This is a genomic window from Loigolactobacillus backii (genome assembly GCF_001663675.1).
GTDB classification, from domain to species: domain Bacteria; phylum Bacillota; class Bacilli; order Lactobacillales; family Lactobacillaceae; genus Loigolactobacillus; species Loigolactobacillus backii.
On the sequence record NZ_CP014873.1, the window covers coordinates 986,446 to 1,002,421 of the forward strand.

The 15,976-nt window shown below is 40.5% G+C and carries 16 protein-coding genes; 13 read left to right on the plus strand and 3 right to left on the minus strand.

Annotated features, from left to right (window positions below):
* Positions 1-57 precede the first annotated feature (57 nt).
* Positions 58-711, minus strand: coding sequence for an HAD hydrolase-like protein (locus tag AYR53_RS04210; RefSeq protein WP_068225786.1), 654 nt, complete (start codon positions 709-711; stop codon positions 58-60).
* 290 nt (positions 712-1,001) lie between these two features.
* Between AYR53_RS04210 and AYR53_RS04215 the strand changes: the two genes are divergently transcribed.
* The gene (locus tag AYR53_RS04215; RefSeq protein WP_068225785.1) at positions 1,002-2,912 is read left to right on the plus strand and encodes an ABC transporter ATP-binding protein/permease; all 1,911 of its coding nucleotides are present in this window, start codon (positions 1,002-1,004) and stop codon (positions 2,910-2,912) included.
* Between the two features lie 216 nt (positions 2,913-3,128).
* On the opposite strand, the gene AYR53_RS04220 is transcribed toward AYR53_RS04215, so the two are convergent.
* Positions 3,129-3,470 (minus strand): winged helix-turn-helix transcriptional regulator, encoded by a 342-nt coding sequence (locus AYR53_RS04220; RefSeq protein WP_068225784.1) that lies wholly within the window; start codon positions 3,468-3,470, stop codon positions 3,129-3,131.
* Positions 3,471-3,600: 130 nt separating this feature from the next.
* Here AYR53_RS04220 and AYR53_RS04225 point away from each other — a divergent pair, with 130 nt between their 5' ends.
* The 10 genes from AYR53_RS04225 to AYR53_RS04270 all read left to right on the plus strand — a co-directional run bounded on the left by AYR53_RS04225 (position 3,601) and on the right by AYR53_RS04270 (position 11,930).
* A complete protein-coding gene (locus AYR53_RS04225; protein ID WP_082918584.1) occupies positions 3,601-4,620 on the plus strand; it encodes a zinc-binding alcohol dehydrogenase family protein in 1,020 nt (339 codons plus the stop codon).
* 259 nt (positions 4,621-4,879) lie between these two features.
* Positions 4,880-5,596, plus strand: a complete 717-nt coding sequence (gene larD / locus AYR53_RS04230; RefSeq protein WP_068225782.1) for a D/L-lactic acid transporter LarD — start codon at positions 4,880-4,882, stop codon at positions 5,594-5,596.
* A 41-nt stretch (positions 5,597-5,637) separates the two neighbouring features.
* Positions 5,638-6,075, plus strand: coding sequence for a GNAT family N-acetyltransferase (locus AYR53_RS04235; protein WP_239691367.1), 438 nt, complete (start codon positions 5,638-5,640; stop codon positions 6,073-6,075).
* 256 nt (positions 6,076-6,331) lie between these two features.
* Positions 6,332-7,072 carry a 16S rRNA (guanine(527)-N(7))-methyltransferase RsmG gene (rsmG, locus tag AYR53_RS04240; RefSeq protein WP_068279106.1) on the plus strand — a complete coding sequence of 247 codons (741 nt, stop codon included), beginning with the start codon at positions 6,332-6,334 and terminating at the stop codon, positions 7,070-7,072.
* Between the two features lie 26 nt (positions 7,073-7,098).
* Positions 7,099-7,935 carry a nucleoid occlusion protein gene (gene noc / locus AYR53_RS04245; RefSeq protein WP_068225780.1) on the plus strand — a complete coding sequence of 279 codons (837 nt, stop codon included), beginning with the start codon at positions 7,099-7,101 and terminating at the stop codon, positions 7,933-7,935.
* A gap of 22 nt (positions 7,936-7,957) precedes the next feature.
* A complete protein-coding gene (locus AYR53_RS04250; RefSeq protein WP_068225779.1) occupies positions 7,958-8,725 on the plus strand; it encodes a ParA family protein in 768 nt (255 codons plus the stop codon).
* Positions 8,715-9,584 carry a ParB/RepB/Spo0J family partition protein gene (locus AYR53_RS04255; RefSeq protein ID WP_068225778.1) on the plus strand — a complete coding sequence of 290 codons (870 nt, stop codon included), beginning with the start codon at positions 8,715-8,717 and terminating at the stop codon, positions 9,582-9,584. Before AYR53_RS04250 ends, AYR53_RS04255 begins: the two co-directional genes overlap by 11 nt.
* A 25-nt stretch (positions 9,585-9,609) precedes the next feature.
* Positions 9,610-9,807 (plus strand): DUF951 domain-containing protein, encoded by a 198-nt coding sequence (locus tag AYR53_RS04260; RefSeq protein WP_068225777.1) that lies wholly within the window; start codon positions 9,610-9,612, stop codon positions 9,805-9,807.
* 125 nt (positions 9,808-9,932) lie between these two features.
* The gene (gene ychF / locus AYR53_RS04265) at positions 9,933-11,033 is read left to right on the plus strand and encodes a redox-regulated ATPase YchF (RefSeq protein WP_068225776.1); all 1,101 of its coding nucleotides are present in this window, start codon (positions 9,933-9,935) and stop codon (positions 11,031-11,033) included.
* A gap of 183 nt (positions 11,034-11,216) precedes the next feature.
* On the plus strand, positions 11,217-11,930 hold the full coding sequence (locus AYR53_RS04270) for a DUF1129 domain-containing protein (RefSeq protein ID WP_068225775.1): 714 nt from the start codon (positions 11,217-11,219) through the stop codon (positions 11,928-11,930).
* 116 nt (positions 11,931-12,046) lie between these two features.
* Here the strand turns inward: AYR53_RS04270 and deoC are convergent, their stop codons facing one another.
* Positions 12,047-12,769 carry a deoxyribose-phosphate aldolase gene (gene deoC, locus AYR53_RS04275; protein ID WP_068279104.1) on the minus strand — a complete coding sequence of 241 codons (723 nt, stop codon included), beginning with the start codon at positions 12,767-12,769 and terminating at the stop codon, positions 12,047-12,049.
* Positions 12,770-13,233: 464 nt separating this feature from the next.
* Here deoC and AYR53_RS04280 point away from each other — a divergent pair, with 464 nt between their 5' ends.
* Both AYR53_RS04280 and AYR53_RS04285 read left to right on the plus strand, forming a co-directional pair.
* Positions 13,234-14,427, plus strand: a complete 1,194-nt coding sequence (locus AYR53_RS04280) for an MFS transporter (RefSeq protein ID WP_068225773.1) — start codon at positions 13,234-13,236, stop codon at positions 14,425-14,427.
* Positions 14,428-14,775: 348 nt separating this feature from the next.
* The gene (locus tag AYR53_RS04285) at positions 14,776-15,969 is read left to right on the plus strand and encodes an ABC transporter substrate-binding protein (protein ID WP_068279098.1); all 1,194 of its coding nucleotides are present in this window, start codon (positions 14,776-14,778) and stop codon (positions 15,967-15,969) included.
* Positions 15,970-15,976 lie beyond the last annotated feature (7 nt).

The window sequence follows — 15,976 nt, forward strand, 5'->3', positions numbered from 1 at the left end:
AAATTCCACTTCTTTTGAAATCAGATTTATAGCGTTGATTTTGTCGTATTTTTATATTTAAGCCAATTTTTTTAGCAATTCATCTAGATGATTGATTACTTGGATTGATGAGCGATTTTTAGGCATTTCCTGTGAATTACGATTAAGCCAAATCGTTTGCCAATTTTCTGGTAGAGTTGGTAAATAGTTACCCGTTATATGAATATGATCGGCTGCACCAACACCTAATTGTTGCAGTTGCCTCGTTACCTGATCGAAGAACGCTGCCTGAGGTTGGTAACAGTGCAGATTTTCAGCTAACCAGAATTGATCAAAGGAAACCTTAAAGTTTGCCAAATTATGCTCTAGAATTGGGCGCGGTAAATTGGATAAAAGTCCTAACTGGTAACCATTTTCTTTAAGTTGCGTTAAGGTCTTAGAAACCTCGCGGAAACTTGGTAAATTATGGTAAACTTTCATTAAATCAGTGACGTGTGTCGTTAAGTTGTTAACCTCAAATACGGTTTCGCAGGCTTTCAAGGCCTGGCGAACTATTTCTGAATAGGGGATAAACGTTGTCCGCATTAATAATTGATATTCATTTTGAAGATAGACTTTTTCTAATTCCTTGGAACTTTTACCACTTAAAACAGCGAGATCACCAATTGCTGCGTAAAAGGGGTCCGTATTAATGAGTACATCCTGGTCGGTAAAGGTAATTATTTTTGCCATATTCGGTTAAACTCCTTTTTTTGTAAGCAAGAGTGCGTTAAAAAATGCCTGTATTCAAACATTATAACGTAGTCGGTGCTAATCATTGGTTATTGCCGCATGGAATTGGGTACTTTTTCCGCCACGCTTCAAACTAATTCTAGCGCGTGGGTTAGAGGTCGTAAAGTTGGGCCATCAGTTGGGCAATTTAATCCGACCAACGACTGATGTTCTAGCGCCGACCAACGCATAGAATGAAAAAGCTTTGTAAATAAGCGAATTACATAAAAAATGAAAAAGGAGGCCGTATTGTGAGCTTTTTAGAATTAAAGGATGTCCACAAGGCCTATCAATTAGCGGATAAAACTAAGTTTCCAGTTTTAAAGGGAATCAATTTAAGTTTTGAACGCGGAGAATTTGTTTCAATTCTTGGTGAATCTGGGGGTGGGAAGACCACCCTAATGAATATTATTGGTGGTTTAGACCACCAATACACCGGGGATGTTTTGGTTAATGGAAAGTCAACTAGAACCATGTCGGAGAAAGAGTTGGATAATTACCGCCGCCAAACAATCGGTTTTGTTTTCCAAAACTTTAATTTGATCAGTCATTTATCAATTTTAGATAACGTGATGGTCAGCCTGGAAATGACCAAGTTAACGCACAAAGAGCAAGTGCAAACGGCGACTGATCTGTTAAAACGAGTCGGTTTAGGTGAGCACATCAAAAAATACCCTAATCAATTATCAGGGGGTCAAAAACAGCGAGTGGCGATTGCCCGTGCTTTAGCCAGTGATCCGGATATCATTATTGCTGATGAGCCAACGGGGGCACTTGATTCAGGCAATTCACACGAAATCATGGATTTGCTAAATGGAATTGCCACGGACGGCAAGCTCGTTATTTGTGTGACGCACTCGCAAGAAGTTGCCAATTACGGAACGCGAATTGTTCACATGGTTGATGGATTAATCGACCAGGATCAACATTTAAAGGACGCGTTTCCTGTAAAGGGGACTAAAGCAAGCACGGCCACGCACCATTTGAGCTTTCGGGCTAACTTCAATATGGCGATGAAGCATATGCGCTATAATTTAAAACGTAATGTTTTGATTGTGTTTGGTGGTGCCATCGGAATTCTGAGTGTGCTGTTAATGCTATCGTTGGGACGTGGTGTTCAAGGCTACATGAACCACGAAATCTCCGGGCAAATTAATCCCCAAAGTATCCAGGTAACGCAAAAGACTAAGTCAACGGACCCTAATTCGGTTAAGATGACGCAAACTGATTACGCAAAAATGACAAAGATGGCCAATGTTTCTTCAGTTGAACGTGGTTTCTTTGCCCAGGGTGCTCAAGTTCAGTATGCTGGTAAAACTGATTCAATTTCGCTTTTCCAAACTTATAATAAAACGATCTTGGATAAGAGTTTGTCAATTGGCCACCAACCAACTGGATTAAATGAAGTAACAATTACTAAAGATCTGGCCAAAAAGTACGATAAGGCCGACTATAAAAAAATGGTGGGTAAGAAGATTACTTTCTTTGTTAATACCTACGATGCACAAAAGAAGCCAATTGTTTTATCCCGCCAAGTAACTGTTAGCGGAATTACAACTGGCCAAAGTGGTGCGACAATTAGTTACAATACATTGCAAGCTATGTTTAAAGAAAAGAATTTAACGCTAAAGCCTAATTTCTTAACGGTTAACGTTAAGGGATTGACTAACGTTAAGCCGGTTCAGGATAAAATTAAAGCGGATAAATATCAGATTACCGGTGCTGGGGCCATTTTAGATTCAGTTAATACGTACGTTAAGCTGGCCTTCTACGTGTTAGCCGGAATTGCTGGTATCTCGCTGTTGGTATCTGCGATTATGATCATTGTGGTCCTTTACATCAGTGTTTCTGAGCGGACCAAGGAAATTGGCATTTTGCGGGCATTAGGTGTTCGCAAGACCGATATCCGGACCCTTTTCTTCGCGGAGTCGTTTTTGATTGGGTTGTTTTCAAGTATTATTGGGGTGATCGTGGTGTGGTTGGCACAACTTGGTATCAACCACGCAACGGAAAGCTTCATCCACTATAATATTATTCAGTTAACACCTGGTTACATTGCTTTTGGGATCATTGTTAGTGTTGTGATCAGTATCTTAGCGGCAATCGCACCGGCCGGCAACGCAGCAAAATTAGACCCAGTTGAGGCCTTATCCCACGATTAAATTAGTACCAATATAATCATTTGAAACTAGAAACAGTAAGAGGCTAGGATAAAAGTCCTAGCCTCTTACTGTTTCTAAATGCTGCTATAGTACGTGTGCCAACAGTCCGGGTTCACGTACCTAACTACAGCTAATCCAATAATCATGGTACGGTTGTTGGATTGGCTTATGCTACGCAGTAAATCTAGAATCGCCTTTTGGCCCACCCCTGCCTATTTATTTTGCGCCGCTGTGATTATAATGATTTCCCCAAGTGGCCATTGCTTCAATCACTGGTTGTAGCGTTGCACCTAAAGGAGTCAAACGATAGTAAATATTTTTGCTAGGTGTTTCTTGAATAACTATTCGATTGATTAGCCTATCTTTCTGTAATTCTTTTAGTTGTAACGCCAACATTCGCCGCCCAATACTGGGAATAGCCCTTAATAACTCACCAAAATGAGTTGCGTCTTGATAAATTAGATGATAAAGAATAACCCCTTTCCATTTACCGGCAATAAACTGTAAGGTTGAAGCAACTGGACACCCAGGAGCGCAATCGTAAATTTGTTGTTTCATAGTTAGCTTTAAAACTCCTTTTACGGGTACAATTAGAGTAGTATCAAAAATTACCCTTATTGTATTCCTTATTTTTTGTTAGTACAATTGAGCCATAAATAATGAAGAGAGGTTGAATTTAATGACAAAAATGAAAGCAGTTGGTTATTACAAAGGTTTACCGATTACTGATTCCGCCAGTTTTCAAGACGTATTGGTTGAAAAACCGCAACCGCAGGCTAATGATTTATTGGTTAAAGTGCTTGCTGTCTCGGTTAATCCTGTGGATACTAAAATTCGGCAGAGCACGCCAGAACAGACCCAGGTTAAGATTATTGGTTATGATGCTGTCGCCGAAGTCGTGGCAGTTGGTACTGCCGTAGAGGATTATCAGGTTGGTCAGCGCGTTTACTATGCTGGAACAACTCAGCGACCTGGTAGTGATGCTGAATTTCAGTTAATTGATGCCCGTTTAGTGGCGTTAGCACCGGAGAAGTTAACTGTTAGTCAGGCCGCAGCGTTACCTTTAACAGCCCTGACGGCCTACGAGTTACTTTTTGAAAAAATGGGCCTAATCCCGGCTAAGAACGCAAATAATGGTAAAAGCCTATTGGTTATTAATGGTGCTGGTGGGGTTGGTTCATTGGCAATTCAATTGGCAAAGTGGGCTGGTCTAACCGTCATCGCAACCGCCAGCCCTAAAAACCATGCTTGGTTAAAGGAGTTAGGGGCTGACTATGCAGTTGATTACCATCAAGATCTACAGCAACAAATCACTGCTTTAGGTTTTGATCTACTCGATAATATTGTTATTTTACATTCTACGGCACGTTATTTTGATTTGGCCGCCGATTTAGTGGGACCTTTTGGCCACGTAGGTTCAATTGTCGGGACAACTGAAAAGCTTGATTTGGCTAGGCTAAAGAATAAAGCGGCCAGTTTTGATTGGGAGTATATGTTTGCCAAATCTGACTATAATTATCAATTGGCCTCACAAGGCGCCATCTTGAAACAGATCTCAAAATTGTTAGATCAAGGCGTGTTGCGGACAACACTAACTCAAACAATCACTACGGGTATCAACGCAACTACCATGAAAAAGGCGCACGCAATCGTTGAAGCAAATGCAATGGTAGGAAAATTAGTTGTTACAGGACCATTTAACGGTTAACTTAAAAAAGATTGGATGTTTTTCTAAAAGGCACGTGAAGCCGAACTTTTGGTGCACGTTCAGAGTAACGCTCGAGAACAGCAGGAGGCCAGGATTTTTGTCCTGACCTCCTCTTTTTGATTAATATAATAGATTAATTATCGAAAACTTTTCAATCCATAAAATTTTCATGCAAATTCAGTAGTGCCCCGTGGTATACTAATTACTTGTGTGCAACATTCAAGTGCATAAACTTACATATACCTGAGGAGGAGAAGTTGTGGTTCATCAGTTGTTAGCAGAGTTCATGGGTACGGCACTCATGATTATTTTTGGTGTCGGCGTTCATTGTAGTGAAGTTTTGAAGGGAACCAAGTATCGTGGTTCAGGACATATTTTTGCGATTACTACTTGGGGATTTGGTATTACAATTTCATTATTTATTTTCGGAAATGTTTGTATTAATCCGGCAATGGTATTAGCACAATGTCTATTGGGTAACCTCAAGTGGTCGCTATTTTTACCGTATTCAATCGCCGAGGTCCTCGGTGGTGTTGTCGGTGCGGTAATTGTTTGGATTATGTATGCTGATCACTTTAAGGCCTCAGAAGATGAAATTTCACCAATTACGATTCGTAATTTATTTGCAACGGCGCCTGCTGTCCGCAATCTACCCCGTAACTTCTTCGTGGAATTTTTTGATACATTTTTATTTATTTCTGGTATTTTGGCCATTTCACAAATTAAAACGCCGGGAATTGTACCGATTGGTGTTGGTTTGCTGGTTTGGGCGATTGGTATGGGCTTAGGCGGACCAACAGGATTCGCCATGAATCTGGCTCGTGACATGGGTCCCCGAATTGCCCACGCAATACTACCAATTAAAAATAAGGCGGATAGCGATTGGCAGTACGGTATTTTAGTTCCAGGGATTGCGCCTTTTGTTGGAGCTGCCTGTGCTGCGTTATTTATGCACGGATTTTTCCATATTGTTTAATAACCGGATAATTTTAAAGTGAAACTGGTGTGGTGACGATAGTGAGTAGAATTGAAGTACGAGTGGCGACAAAAAGGGATTTGCCAGTGATGGCACAAATCTATTTGGAAGATCGCCAACGTTATTTTAGTTGGGTACTTAATCCACAATTAACGGATTTAGTGGCAGAAACGAAACGTGAACGATTAATTGTTGCGCTAATTGATGATCAAGTGGTTGGTTTTGCGGCCTTATATGAGCTCATCAGTTTTGTGCATCTTTTATTTGTGGCGCCGCAATCTCAACAGCAAGGCGTTGGATTAGTTTTAATTAAAGCACTCAGACGGATGGCACGTGAACCGCTGACACTTAAATGTGTCCAGCGTAATAGTTCTGCATTAGCTTTTTACCAGCAAATTGGTTTTGTGATCACTAAGGATAATCAATATGCGACACCACCGAACTTCACCTTAAAACTAGTTCATCCTGATTGGAATTAGCCAGTAATATTTAAACACTTTTTTGTTAAACGCTTATCAAATTAAAAAATAATTGAATATTTTGAAACGTGAATGATCGGCTATCTTGCTGTGTGGTATAACTTTAAATCGTACATTAAAGATAGACGATTAGCTCACGTTTTTTTGTGGAAAGGATTTGCCGGAATTCCTTGCGTCCGTAGTAATTTTACGTTACAGTAGACAGAGTACGTGAAACATTAAATGTTTCACGAAGCTTAGGAAAAGGTGGATGTAAATGACTCCAACAGCATTTAAAGCTGCATTGGCTGAACACGATATTCAGCTGAGTGACCAACAAATGGCTCAGTTTGCAACTTATTTTAAATTATTGGTTGCAACTAACGAAAAGATGAATTTAACTAGTATTACCGATGAAGCAGGGGTTTATTTAAAACATTTCTATGACTCACTAACACCAAGTTTTTACGTAGAATCATTGCGCCACGAAGCATTAACAATCTGTGATGTTGGTGCCGGTGCTGGCTTTCCATCGTTACCCTTGAAAATTGCTTTTCCACAATTGAAGATCACAATTGTAGATTCACTGAATAAACGAATTAAATTTTTAAATGAGCTTGCTGCCGCGCTTAATTTAAGTGACGTTGCTTTTTATCATGATCGGGCAGAGCTTTTTGGTAGCAAGCGTAGTGAGCACCGCGAAAGCTTTGACTTGGTCACTGCACGGGCAGTAGCTAGGTTAAACGTTTTAAGCGAGCTCTGTTTACCGCTTGTTAAAAAGGGGGGCCAATTTATCGCCTTGAAAGGCCAGTTACCTGCTGCCGAATTAACCGAGGCCAAATACGCAATTCATTTGTTAGGTGGTAATCTAGCAACTAACGAGGCCTTTGAGCTACCTGATAATGGTGGCGCGCGGCAGTTATTGACTATTGTTAAGCGCCGCCAAACACCTAAGCGCTATCCAAGGCGGGCAGGTGTCCCCAATAAGGAGCCGCTAGTTGAGAAACCACTGAATTAAATCACAAAAATGAAGGAGTATTAATCATGGCGCTTTCGTCATTTTTTGGCAATAATCACCATAAAACTGAAGTTACCAATAAAGTTGTCTTAATTCCAACTGCACAAATTGTCCCTAATCGATTTCAACCACGTCAAGTTTTCAACGCCGCTAAAATTTCTGAATTGGCGGACACAATTCGGCAACATGGATTACTACAACCGATTGTTTTACGTAAATACCATCAAGATCACTATGAAATTGTCGCCGGTGAACGTCGTTTTCGGGCAATTGCTGAATTAGGCTGGGAAAAAGTGTCGGCAATTGTTACGCCCCTTGACGATCAAGAGACTGCATCAATGGCCCTGATTGAAAATTTACAACGGGAAGAATTAACGGTTATTGAAGAGGCGCGGGCTTACCAAAAGCTAATGACGTTGAATGAACTCACCCAGGAAGCGCTGGCAAGGCGAATCGGTAAGAGTCAATCGTTTGTCGCAAATAAATTACGTTTGTTAAAATTGGCACAGCCAGTTCAAGATGCGTTGCTGGCCCAAGAAATAACTGAACGGCACGGTCGTAGTTTGTTATCCTTGAATACAAGGTTTCAAATAAAAATGCTAGCTAAAATTAAAACTGAACACTTAACCGTTAAACAAACAGATGAACTAATCAAAACCGTTTTACAGACGGCAAAATTACCTAAACAAACTGGTAGTACAAAACAAGCAAAGAAGCCGCTGACTAAGCGGCAAACTAAGTCTGCGATTGCGGCAATTAGGCGGTCCCTACAGTATTATCAGGACGCTGGGATGGCCGTTAAGGAAAATGAAGAGAATTTGGCGGATGTGTACCGAATTACAATTGAGTTGCCAAAAAAATAGTTGAAAGAGGTGAGGACCACTCATGACACAAATTATTGCCGTAGCGAACCAAAAAGGTGGTGTTGGTAAAACAACTACCACAATTAATTTGGGCGCTTGCTTGGCAGATTTGGGACAGAAAGTTTTACTAATTGACGCTGATGCTCAAGGAAACGCCACAAGTGGGGTTGGAATTGAGAAGGGTACAATTGATAAAGATATCTATGATGTCTTAATTGATGAGTATCCGCTGGCGAAAGTCATTCAACCAACGCAACGTGAAAATTTAGATATTGTGCCCGCAACGATTCAGTTGGCCGGGGCAGAAATTGAATTAACAACGCGAATGGCCCGGGAATCACGTTTGAAAACAAGTCTCAAGGCGATTGAAGGACAGTATGATTTCATTTTGATTGATTGTCCACCGTCGCTAGGTAATTTAACGATTAATGCTTTTACGGCCAGTCATTCGATTTTAATCCCTGTACAAAGTGAGTATTATGCACTGGAAGGGCTAAGCCAGCTTTTAAATACGATTCACCTAGTTCAAAAACATTTCAATCCCCAACTCAAAATTGAAGGTGTCTTGTTAACCATGTATGATGCGCGAACTAATTTAGGTGCTGAAGTGGTGGCGGAAGTTCGCAAATATTTCCCGGAAAATGTTTACCAAACCATTATTCCGCGTAATGTTCGGCTATCGGAGGCACCCAGTCACGGGTTACCAATCATTGATTACGATCCCCGATCAAAGGGTGCAGAAGTCTACCAAAAATTGGCAAAGGAAGTGCTAACAGCCAATGGCAAATAAACAACATAAAAGTTTGGGCCGGGGAATGGACGCACTATTCGCGGACATCGATAATTTTGACGAAAAAAAAGCAACCGAAACGGTCGTTGAAATAGCGTTGCCGGATATTCGTCCCAATCCTTATCAGCCTAGGAAAATGTTTGATCAAACTGCGTTAAATGAACTCGCAGATTCAATTAAGAAGAATGGTGTTTTTCAACCAATTATTGTGCGCCAAAGTATTAACGGGTACGAAATTATTGCTGGTGAACGGCGTTTCCGTGCTTCAAAATTAGCCAATAAAACGATGATTCCGGCGATTGTGCGTGAAGCCGACGAAACACTTATGCTGGAAGTTGCCGTTTTAGAAAATTTACAGCGGGAAGACTTAACACCAATCGAAGAAGCCGAAGCCTACGCAACTTTGATGAAAAAGTTAAAGCTGACGCAAGCCCAAGTTTCCGCTCGTTTGGGTAAAAGTCGACCGTATATTGCCAATTATTTACGTTTGCAAACTTTGCCGACGGAAGTGAAGTTGTTACTTCAAGACCAGAAGCTGTCAATGGGGCAGGCCCGGACACTACTTGGCCTGCATGATAAGCATAAAATGGTAGCACTGGCCAAACGCACAGTAAAAGAAAGTTTGACTGTCCGCCAATTAGAGAAAATCGTAAACGAACTCAATGCCGAAAAGCCAGCAACAAAGGTAGCATTAGAGAAATCACCTTATCTGCGGGCTAGCGAAACACGCCTGCAGGATAAGTTTGGAACTAAAGTTAATATTGCAGCTCACGGTGAAAAAGGTAAAATTGAGATTGGTTATCTATCGACCGACGACCTTAATCGAATCTTAGAAATATTGGGTGTTATCGACGATTAAATGTAACCATTGAGGAGGCCGTTTAATGTTTGATTTAAATGACATTGTGGAAATGAAAAAGCCCCATGCGTGTGGAACAAACCGTTGGAAGATTATTCGGATGGGCGCCGATATTAAGATTCAATGTACAGGCTGTCAACACATTGTGCTCATGTCGCGCCGTGATTTTACCAAAAAAATGAAAAAAGTTTTGGAAAAAGCACCTAAAGATGAAAAAGATTAGCAAATGTTTTGTTTTATGCGAAAATGCAGTACAATCCTGATTTTTAGGCGGCTACGGTGAGCCTTTCTGCGTGGCTGGGAATATTATTTTAAATTAGAAAACTTAAAGAAGAGAGTGACATAAAAATGGCTTTAACAGCAGGTATCGTTGGGCTACCCAACGTTGGTAAGTCAACATTATTTAACGCAATTACAAAGGCCGGTGCCGAAATGGCGAATTATCCATTTGCAACAATCGACCCTAACGTTGGAATGGTGGAAGTTCCTGACAAGCGTCTGGATCGAATTCAGGAAATTATTCCGGCTAAAAAAGTTGTTCCAACTACTTTTGAATTTACAGATATCGCCGGAATCGTTAAGGGTGCTAGTAAAGGTGAAGGCCTTGGAAATAAATTCTTAGAGAATATTCGCCGTGTAGATGCGATCGTGCACGTTGTTCGGGCATTTGACGATGATAATATTACCTCAGTTACTGGAACTGTTGATCCGCTGGATGATATTGATACAATTAACTTGGAACTTGGTTTGGCCGATTTAGATAGTGTTAATAAACGATTGGTCAAAGTTGAACGTGATGCTAAGTCACGTGACAAGGACATACTTGCTGAGCTGGCTGTTCTGCAAAAAATTAAACCAGTACTTGAAAACGGCGATTCGGTTCGTTCAATTGAGTTTGATGAAGATGAACAAAGGATCGTCAAGGGGTTATTTTTATTAACTGCTAAGCCGGTTTTATACGTTGCTAATATCGCCGAAGATGATATGGCGGCGCCAGAAGAATCAAAGTACGTTAAGCAAATTGAAGATTACGCAAAAAAAGAAGGCGCCAAAACAATTGGTGTTTCAGCGAAAACCGAAGAGGAAATTGCAGAATTAGATGACGCTGACAAAGCAGATTTTCTTGAAGCGGAAGGGGTCGCGGAGTCTGGGCTAGATCGTTTAATCCGTGCTTCTTATCATTTATTAGGCCTAGGGACCTTCTTTACTGCTGGTGGCAAGGAAACCCGGGCTTGGACGTTTAAGCGTGGTATCAAGGCACCACAAGCAGCAGGTATTATTCATTCTGACTTTGAACGTGGCTTTATTCGTGCCGAAACCTTCTCATTTAGTGATTTGGATGAATTAGGTAGTATGGCGGCAGTTCGTGAGGCCGGCAAATTACGGCTTGAGGGAAAAGATTACGTTGTTCAAGATGGCGATATTATTGAATTCCGCTTTAACGTCTAACGGAAAAGCGGTATAAAGCACGGTTACACTAAATTAGCATGGAAAATACTAATAAAGGTATTTTCCAAACGCGACCTAAATAGAAAAAGACCAGTTTTGGCACGTCCAAGCTAATTTAAAAAATGCCTTTATAAAATAAATTTCTACAGCTGAAATAATCATCAAAAATAGGAGCGTGACAACGTGAGCGAAGAAGATGAATCAAAACGTAATGAAGGTGTACAAAAACACGATAAGCCGGCACCAAAAACGCCAACTGAAATGGTTGATCGTTTAACCAAACGGAATGCGGAATACATGTTTCGTTTGAAAAAGGCGTTAACGGAGACCAAGTTAACTGCGGAACAACAGACGCAAGCCTACAGTGAAATGTTACCCCAACTAATTGAAGGCCAAAAGAAGGGGCAAACGGCGCGCCAACAATTTGGTACGGTTACTGAACGTGTCCAAGCGATAGTTGATGGTCCCAAAAAGGGCCGCGAAGCCAATACTAATCGTTGGTTAGTGATGTTGGATAACACACTGATGATTTTCATGATTTTTACGTTAATGTATGGGATCACCGGAATGCTTTCAAAACAGCCGCAAAAAGAAGCAGCGATGGGTATCTTATCTCTAGTAATTGTTTCGCTTGCGGCTGGCTTTGGTTCCGAAGAATTAATGCGATTAATCGGACCACGCGATAAAAAGAAAAAGCGCATGGCTTGGTGGAAACTGTTATTAATGGGTGTTGGTGGCTTTATTGTTTTGATGTTGGTTTATATAGTAACATCAATGATTCCAGGTCCACTTAATGCCGTCTTACCAGGTGTTGTTTACTTAGTACTTGGTGCCTTAACCTTTGTGGTACGTTTGTACTTGAAGCGTCGGTTTAATATTCAAGGGACAATGTTTTAATACTTTTTAAATAAAAGATAGAAAATGCAAAAGGTGGCAGGACAAAATTCAATTTTGTCCTACCACCTTTTTATTGACCTCAAATATTTTTATTGATAACTGAACGTTACTGCTCTTTAGTTATCCCGTGGGACTTGAATGGTAGTTAGGTGATCTAACGTCATTCGTTGTTTAAGTGCATCGATAATTTTTATGCCGGAGCTAGTACCAATTCGTTCAGCACCTGCCGCCAACATAGCCAAAAAATCATCGGAGTTGCGAATGCCACCGGCGGCCTTGACCTTGACGTGTTCGCCAACAGTCTGTTTCATTAACCGAACGTCGGCCAAATTAGCGCCGCTTGGGCCGAATCCAGTTGCCGTTTTAATAAAATCGGGTTGAACATCACGGGCAATCTCAGCCATTTTTTGAATTTCGGCCTTAGTTAGGTAAGAATTTTCAAAAATCACTTTACACAAAATATTTTTTGAGTGACAGGCAGTGACAATTGTCTGCATTTCTTTTTCAAGGTAGGCGTAATTTTTGTTTCTTAATTCAGTAATGTTAATGACGTAGTCAATCTCGTCAGCACCGTTTTCAATAGCATCTTTAGTTTCAAAAAGTTTTGCGGCGATCGTTGTTTGGCCAAAGGGAAAACTAATTGCGGCACCGGTATGGATATCAGTACCTTGTAATAAATTAGCACAAAATTTAGTTTGAACTTGGTTGATTGCCACCATTTTGAAATGGTACTGGCGGGCTTCAGCGCAAAGCTTTCCCATATCACTAGGTGTTGCGTCAGCGTGTAGATTGGTGTGGTCAATGAATCGGGCGAATTGATCAAGTGTATATTCTGACATAATAAACCTCCAATTTAGTGTATATGAAAACCATAACCTTTCTAAGCAAGCGCTGTCAAATTAATATTAGGTGGCGGCCGAGCATGTTTGAAAAGGCCATTATCGCAAGTATAGTTAGGCCAAATATTAGTAAAAGTCATTTCCGAACACGACCTAAGTTAGTTTTTAAAAGAGTCACTTGTGATGTAGGCGGTATTCAAAATTAAATGTGTTTGCTATACTTAAACGACTAATAAAGAAATACCATAACAGCAAGAAAATATTTGTTTGGGACACTTTAACGCTGCAAAATTCAACTAAATCAGGCTTTAAGCGCGTTATCTAGCGCGCTTAAAAAAAGGAGGACACTTAGATGGCTACTATCTTATTTTTTGTAAAGATTCGAAAAAATGAATCAGTAAACGTTTACTAGAATGGTCGATTAGACAATGTTTTGATCGGCCATTAATAAAGGAGATCAAAATATGAAAGACAACTGGCAACACCGAGCATACCTATTTCTATTTAGCCAAAACATATCATTATTTGGTTCAATGGTGACTGGATTCGCAATTACTTGGTATATTTCGCTTAAAACTAATTCAGGTATCTGGCTTTCACTAGCAACAGTCTGTACACTTTTACCACAAATCATTGTGGCTCTGATAGGTGGAAGCCTAGCGGATCGCCATTCACGTAAGTGGTTAATTATTTTCTCTGACGGTGGGATTGCGTTGGCAACATTGGTTTTACTAATCCTGTTTAGTTTAGGCCAGCAAGCAATGTGGCTATTATTAGTTTTTGCAGCCATTCGCTCGATTGGCCAAGGATTACAGCAGCCTGCGGTCAGTTCGGCTTACCCGCAACTGGTGCCCAAAAGTAACCTCACGCAAATTAATGGTTTGAACCAAACCTTGATGTCACTATCGAACATACTGGCGCCGGTTATTGGGGGCCTAATTCTTGCAAATTTTAATCTAAAGTTTGCGTTTTTAATCGATATTGTTACAGCCATGGTCGAAATCGTTTGCTTATTAAGTCTTAAATTTCCACAGTTTATCCAAGTGGAAAATGAGCGGCCAACTATTCGTCAAACGCTGTTCGGTGGTCTGCGTTACGTTCAGCAGACAACCGTTTTAAAACATTTGTTATTTATTTATACAAGTACCTTTTTATTTATGGTGCCGGTCATGGTTTTAAGTTTACTGCTAATTCAACGGCGGTATGGTGCCACCGTTACTAATCTAACGTGGCAGGAAGTTATTTGGGCAAGTGGCTCGATTATTGGTGGATTGGTCATCACCAAACAAAAGAAATTTAAAAATAATCAACAAGTGTTAACTATCTCGGTCGCTCTTTTTGGCGTAATCATGGCAGCCATGGGAATTGTGCCAAACTTTATTGGTTATCTATTTTTGGCCTTTGGTTGTGGATTAATGATGCCTTATATGATGACCGCGCAAACAGTGATTATTCAAAATACAACGACGGAACAATGGATGGGGCGTATCTTTGCAGTTTTTCAGGTCGCCAGTAATCTGATGATTTTGGTTGGGACGCTCCTGTTTGGCCCACTTGCTGATTATTTACCAGTCCAATGGCTATTTATTCTCTGTGGTAGTTTGATGCTATTGTGTGCTTTGATTTATCGGCAAGTTACTAAGGTTGTTAAGCCGTAGATTAAAAAGCGATTAAAAATAATTGTTGACAGCTCATTGATATTACATTATTCTATTATCATTATCTTAATTTGAAGGGAGGTCATCATAGTGAATCAATTAAATAATCAATTAGTTCAGGTGGCCTCCGTAAATCAAAATACAGCCCTCCTACTCAAAAGCAAGGACCTAACAAAGTAATCTAACTTGTTTAGATGAAAAATGTTAAGCCCTTATTCTGCTTTTTAGTAATGAGGGCCCACGACTGTTTACCTCATTCCTAATCGAATGAGGTTTTTTTATTAGAAAAATGAGGGGGATAGCGATTATCGACTAGGTATAACAAACAACTAAAAAGGGAGATTGATTATGATGAAAAAAGGGACAAAACGAATTATGGGGATTATGGCGGCCATTTTATTAAGTGGTACTTTGGCGGGTTGTGGCAATGCAAGTTCCAGCAATAAAGGCAATGAGGCCGGCAAGACAATCAAAATTGGGGTCAATATGGAGTTGTCTGGGTCGGCCGCTGCCTACGGTAATGCGCAAAAACAAGGGATTCAGTTAGCCGTTGATCAGATTAACCAAAAGGGTGGTATTAAAGTTGACGGTAAAAAGAAAAAGGTTCAATTAGTAGTTCGTGATAATAAAACAAATAGTTCGGAAGCAACTTCAGTCGCGGCAAAGTTAGTTAATAATGATAAGGTGGTTGCTGTTGTTGGGCCCGCGACAACTAACGCTGGTACCGCCGCAATTCCAAATATGACCAAGGCAGCCGTGCCACAAGTTAGTCCTTCCGCAACCGATCCAAATTATACCTTAGACAAAGATGGTAAGGTGCAACCGTATGTATTCCGGGCTTGTTATCAAAATAATTTCCAAGGTAAAACGGGTGCCAGTTTCACCGAAAATAATTTACACGCTAAGCGGGCCGTTATACTGGCTGATAAATCTAGTGATTACGGCACAGGTTTAACTGAGGCTTTTAAGAAAAATTATAAAGGCAAAGTTGTGATGACGCAGTATTTCCAGGAAGGTGATAAGGATTTTAATGCGGCCTTGACTCAATTAAAATCAAAGAAATTTGATGCTATTTACGTTCCAGGTTACTATTCTGAGATTGGCCTGATTATTAAACAAGCGCGGCAGATGGGAATTAAACAGCCAATCGTTGGAACTGATGGGATGGCCGATCCTAAATTAGCCCAGATCGCTGGTAACAAGAATGCAAATAATGTTTACTACACAACACCATTCTCCGCCAAAACGGCTACCGATGATACTCAAGTTCAGAACTTTATGCTGGCCTTCAAAAATAAATTTCACACAACGGCCCCAACTTTTTCGGCTTTAAGCTATGATTCGGTTTATATGATCAAACAGGCCATTGAAAAAGAAAATTCAACTAACTCAGTCAAAATTGCAACTGGTTTGGCCCATTTGAAAAACTTTAATGGCGTGACTGGTAAAACAACAATTGATAAGGAGCATAATCCGCAAAAGCCGATTGCCGTTGAACAATTAACTGACGGAAAAGTGACTAAGGCCTACGCAATTAAGTAGGTTTAAC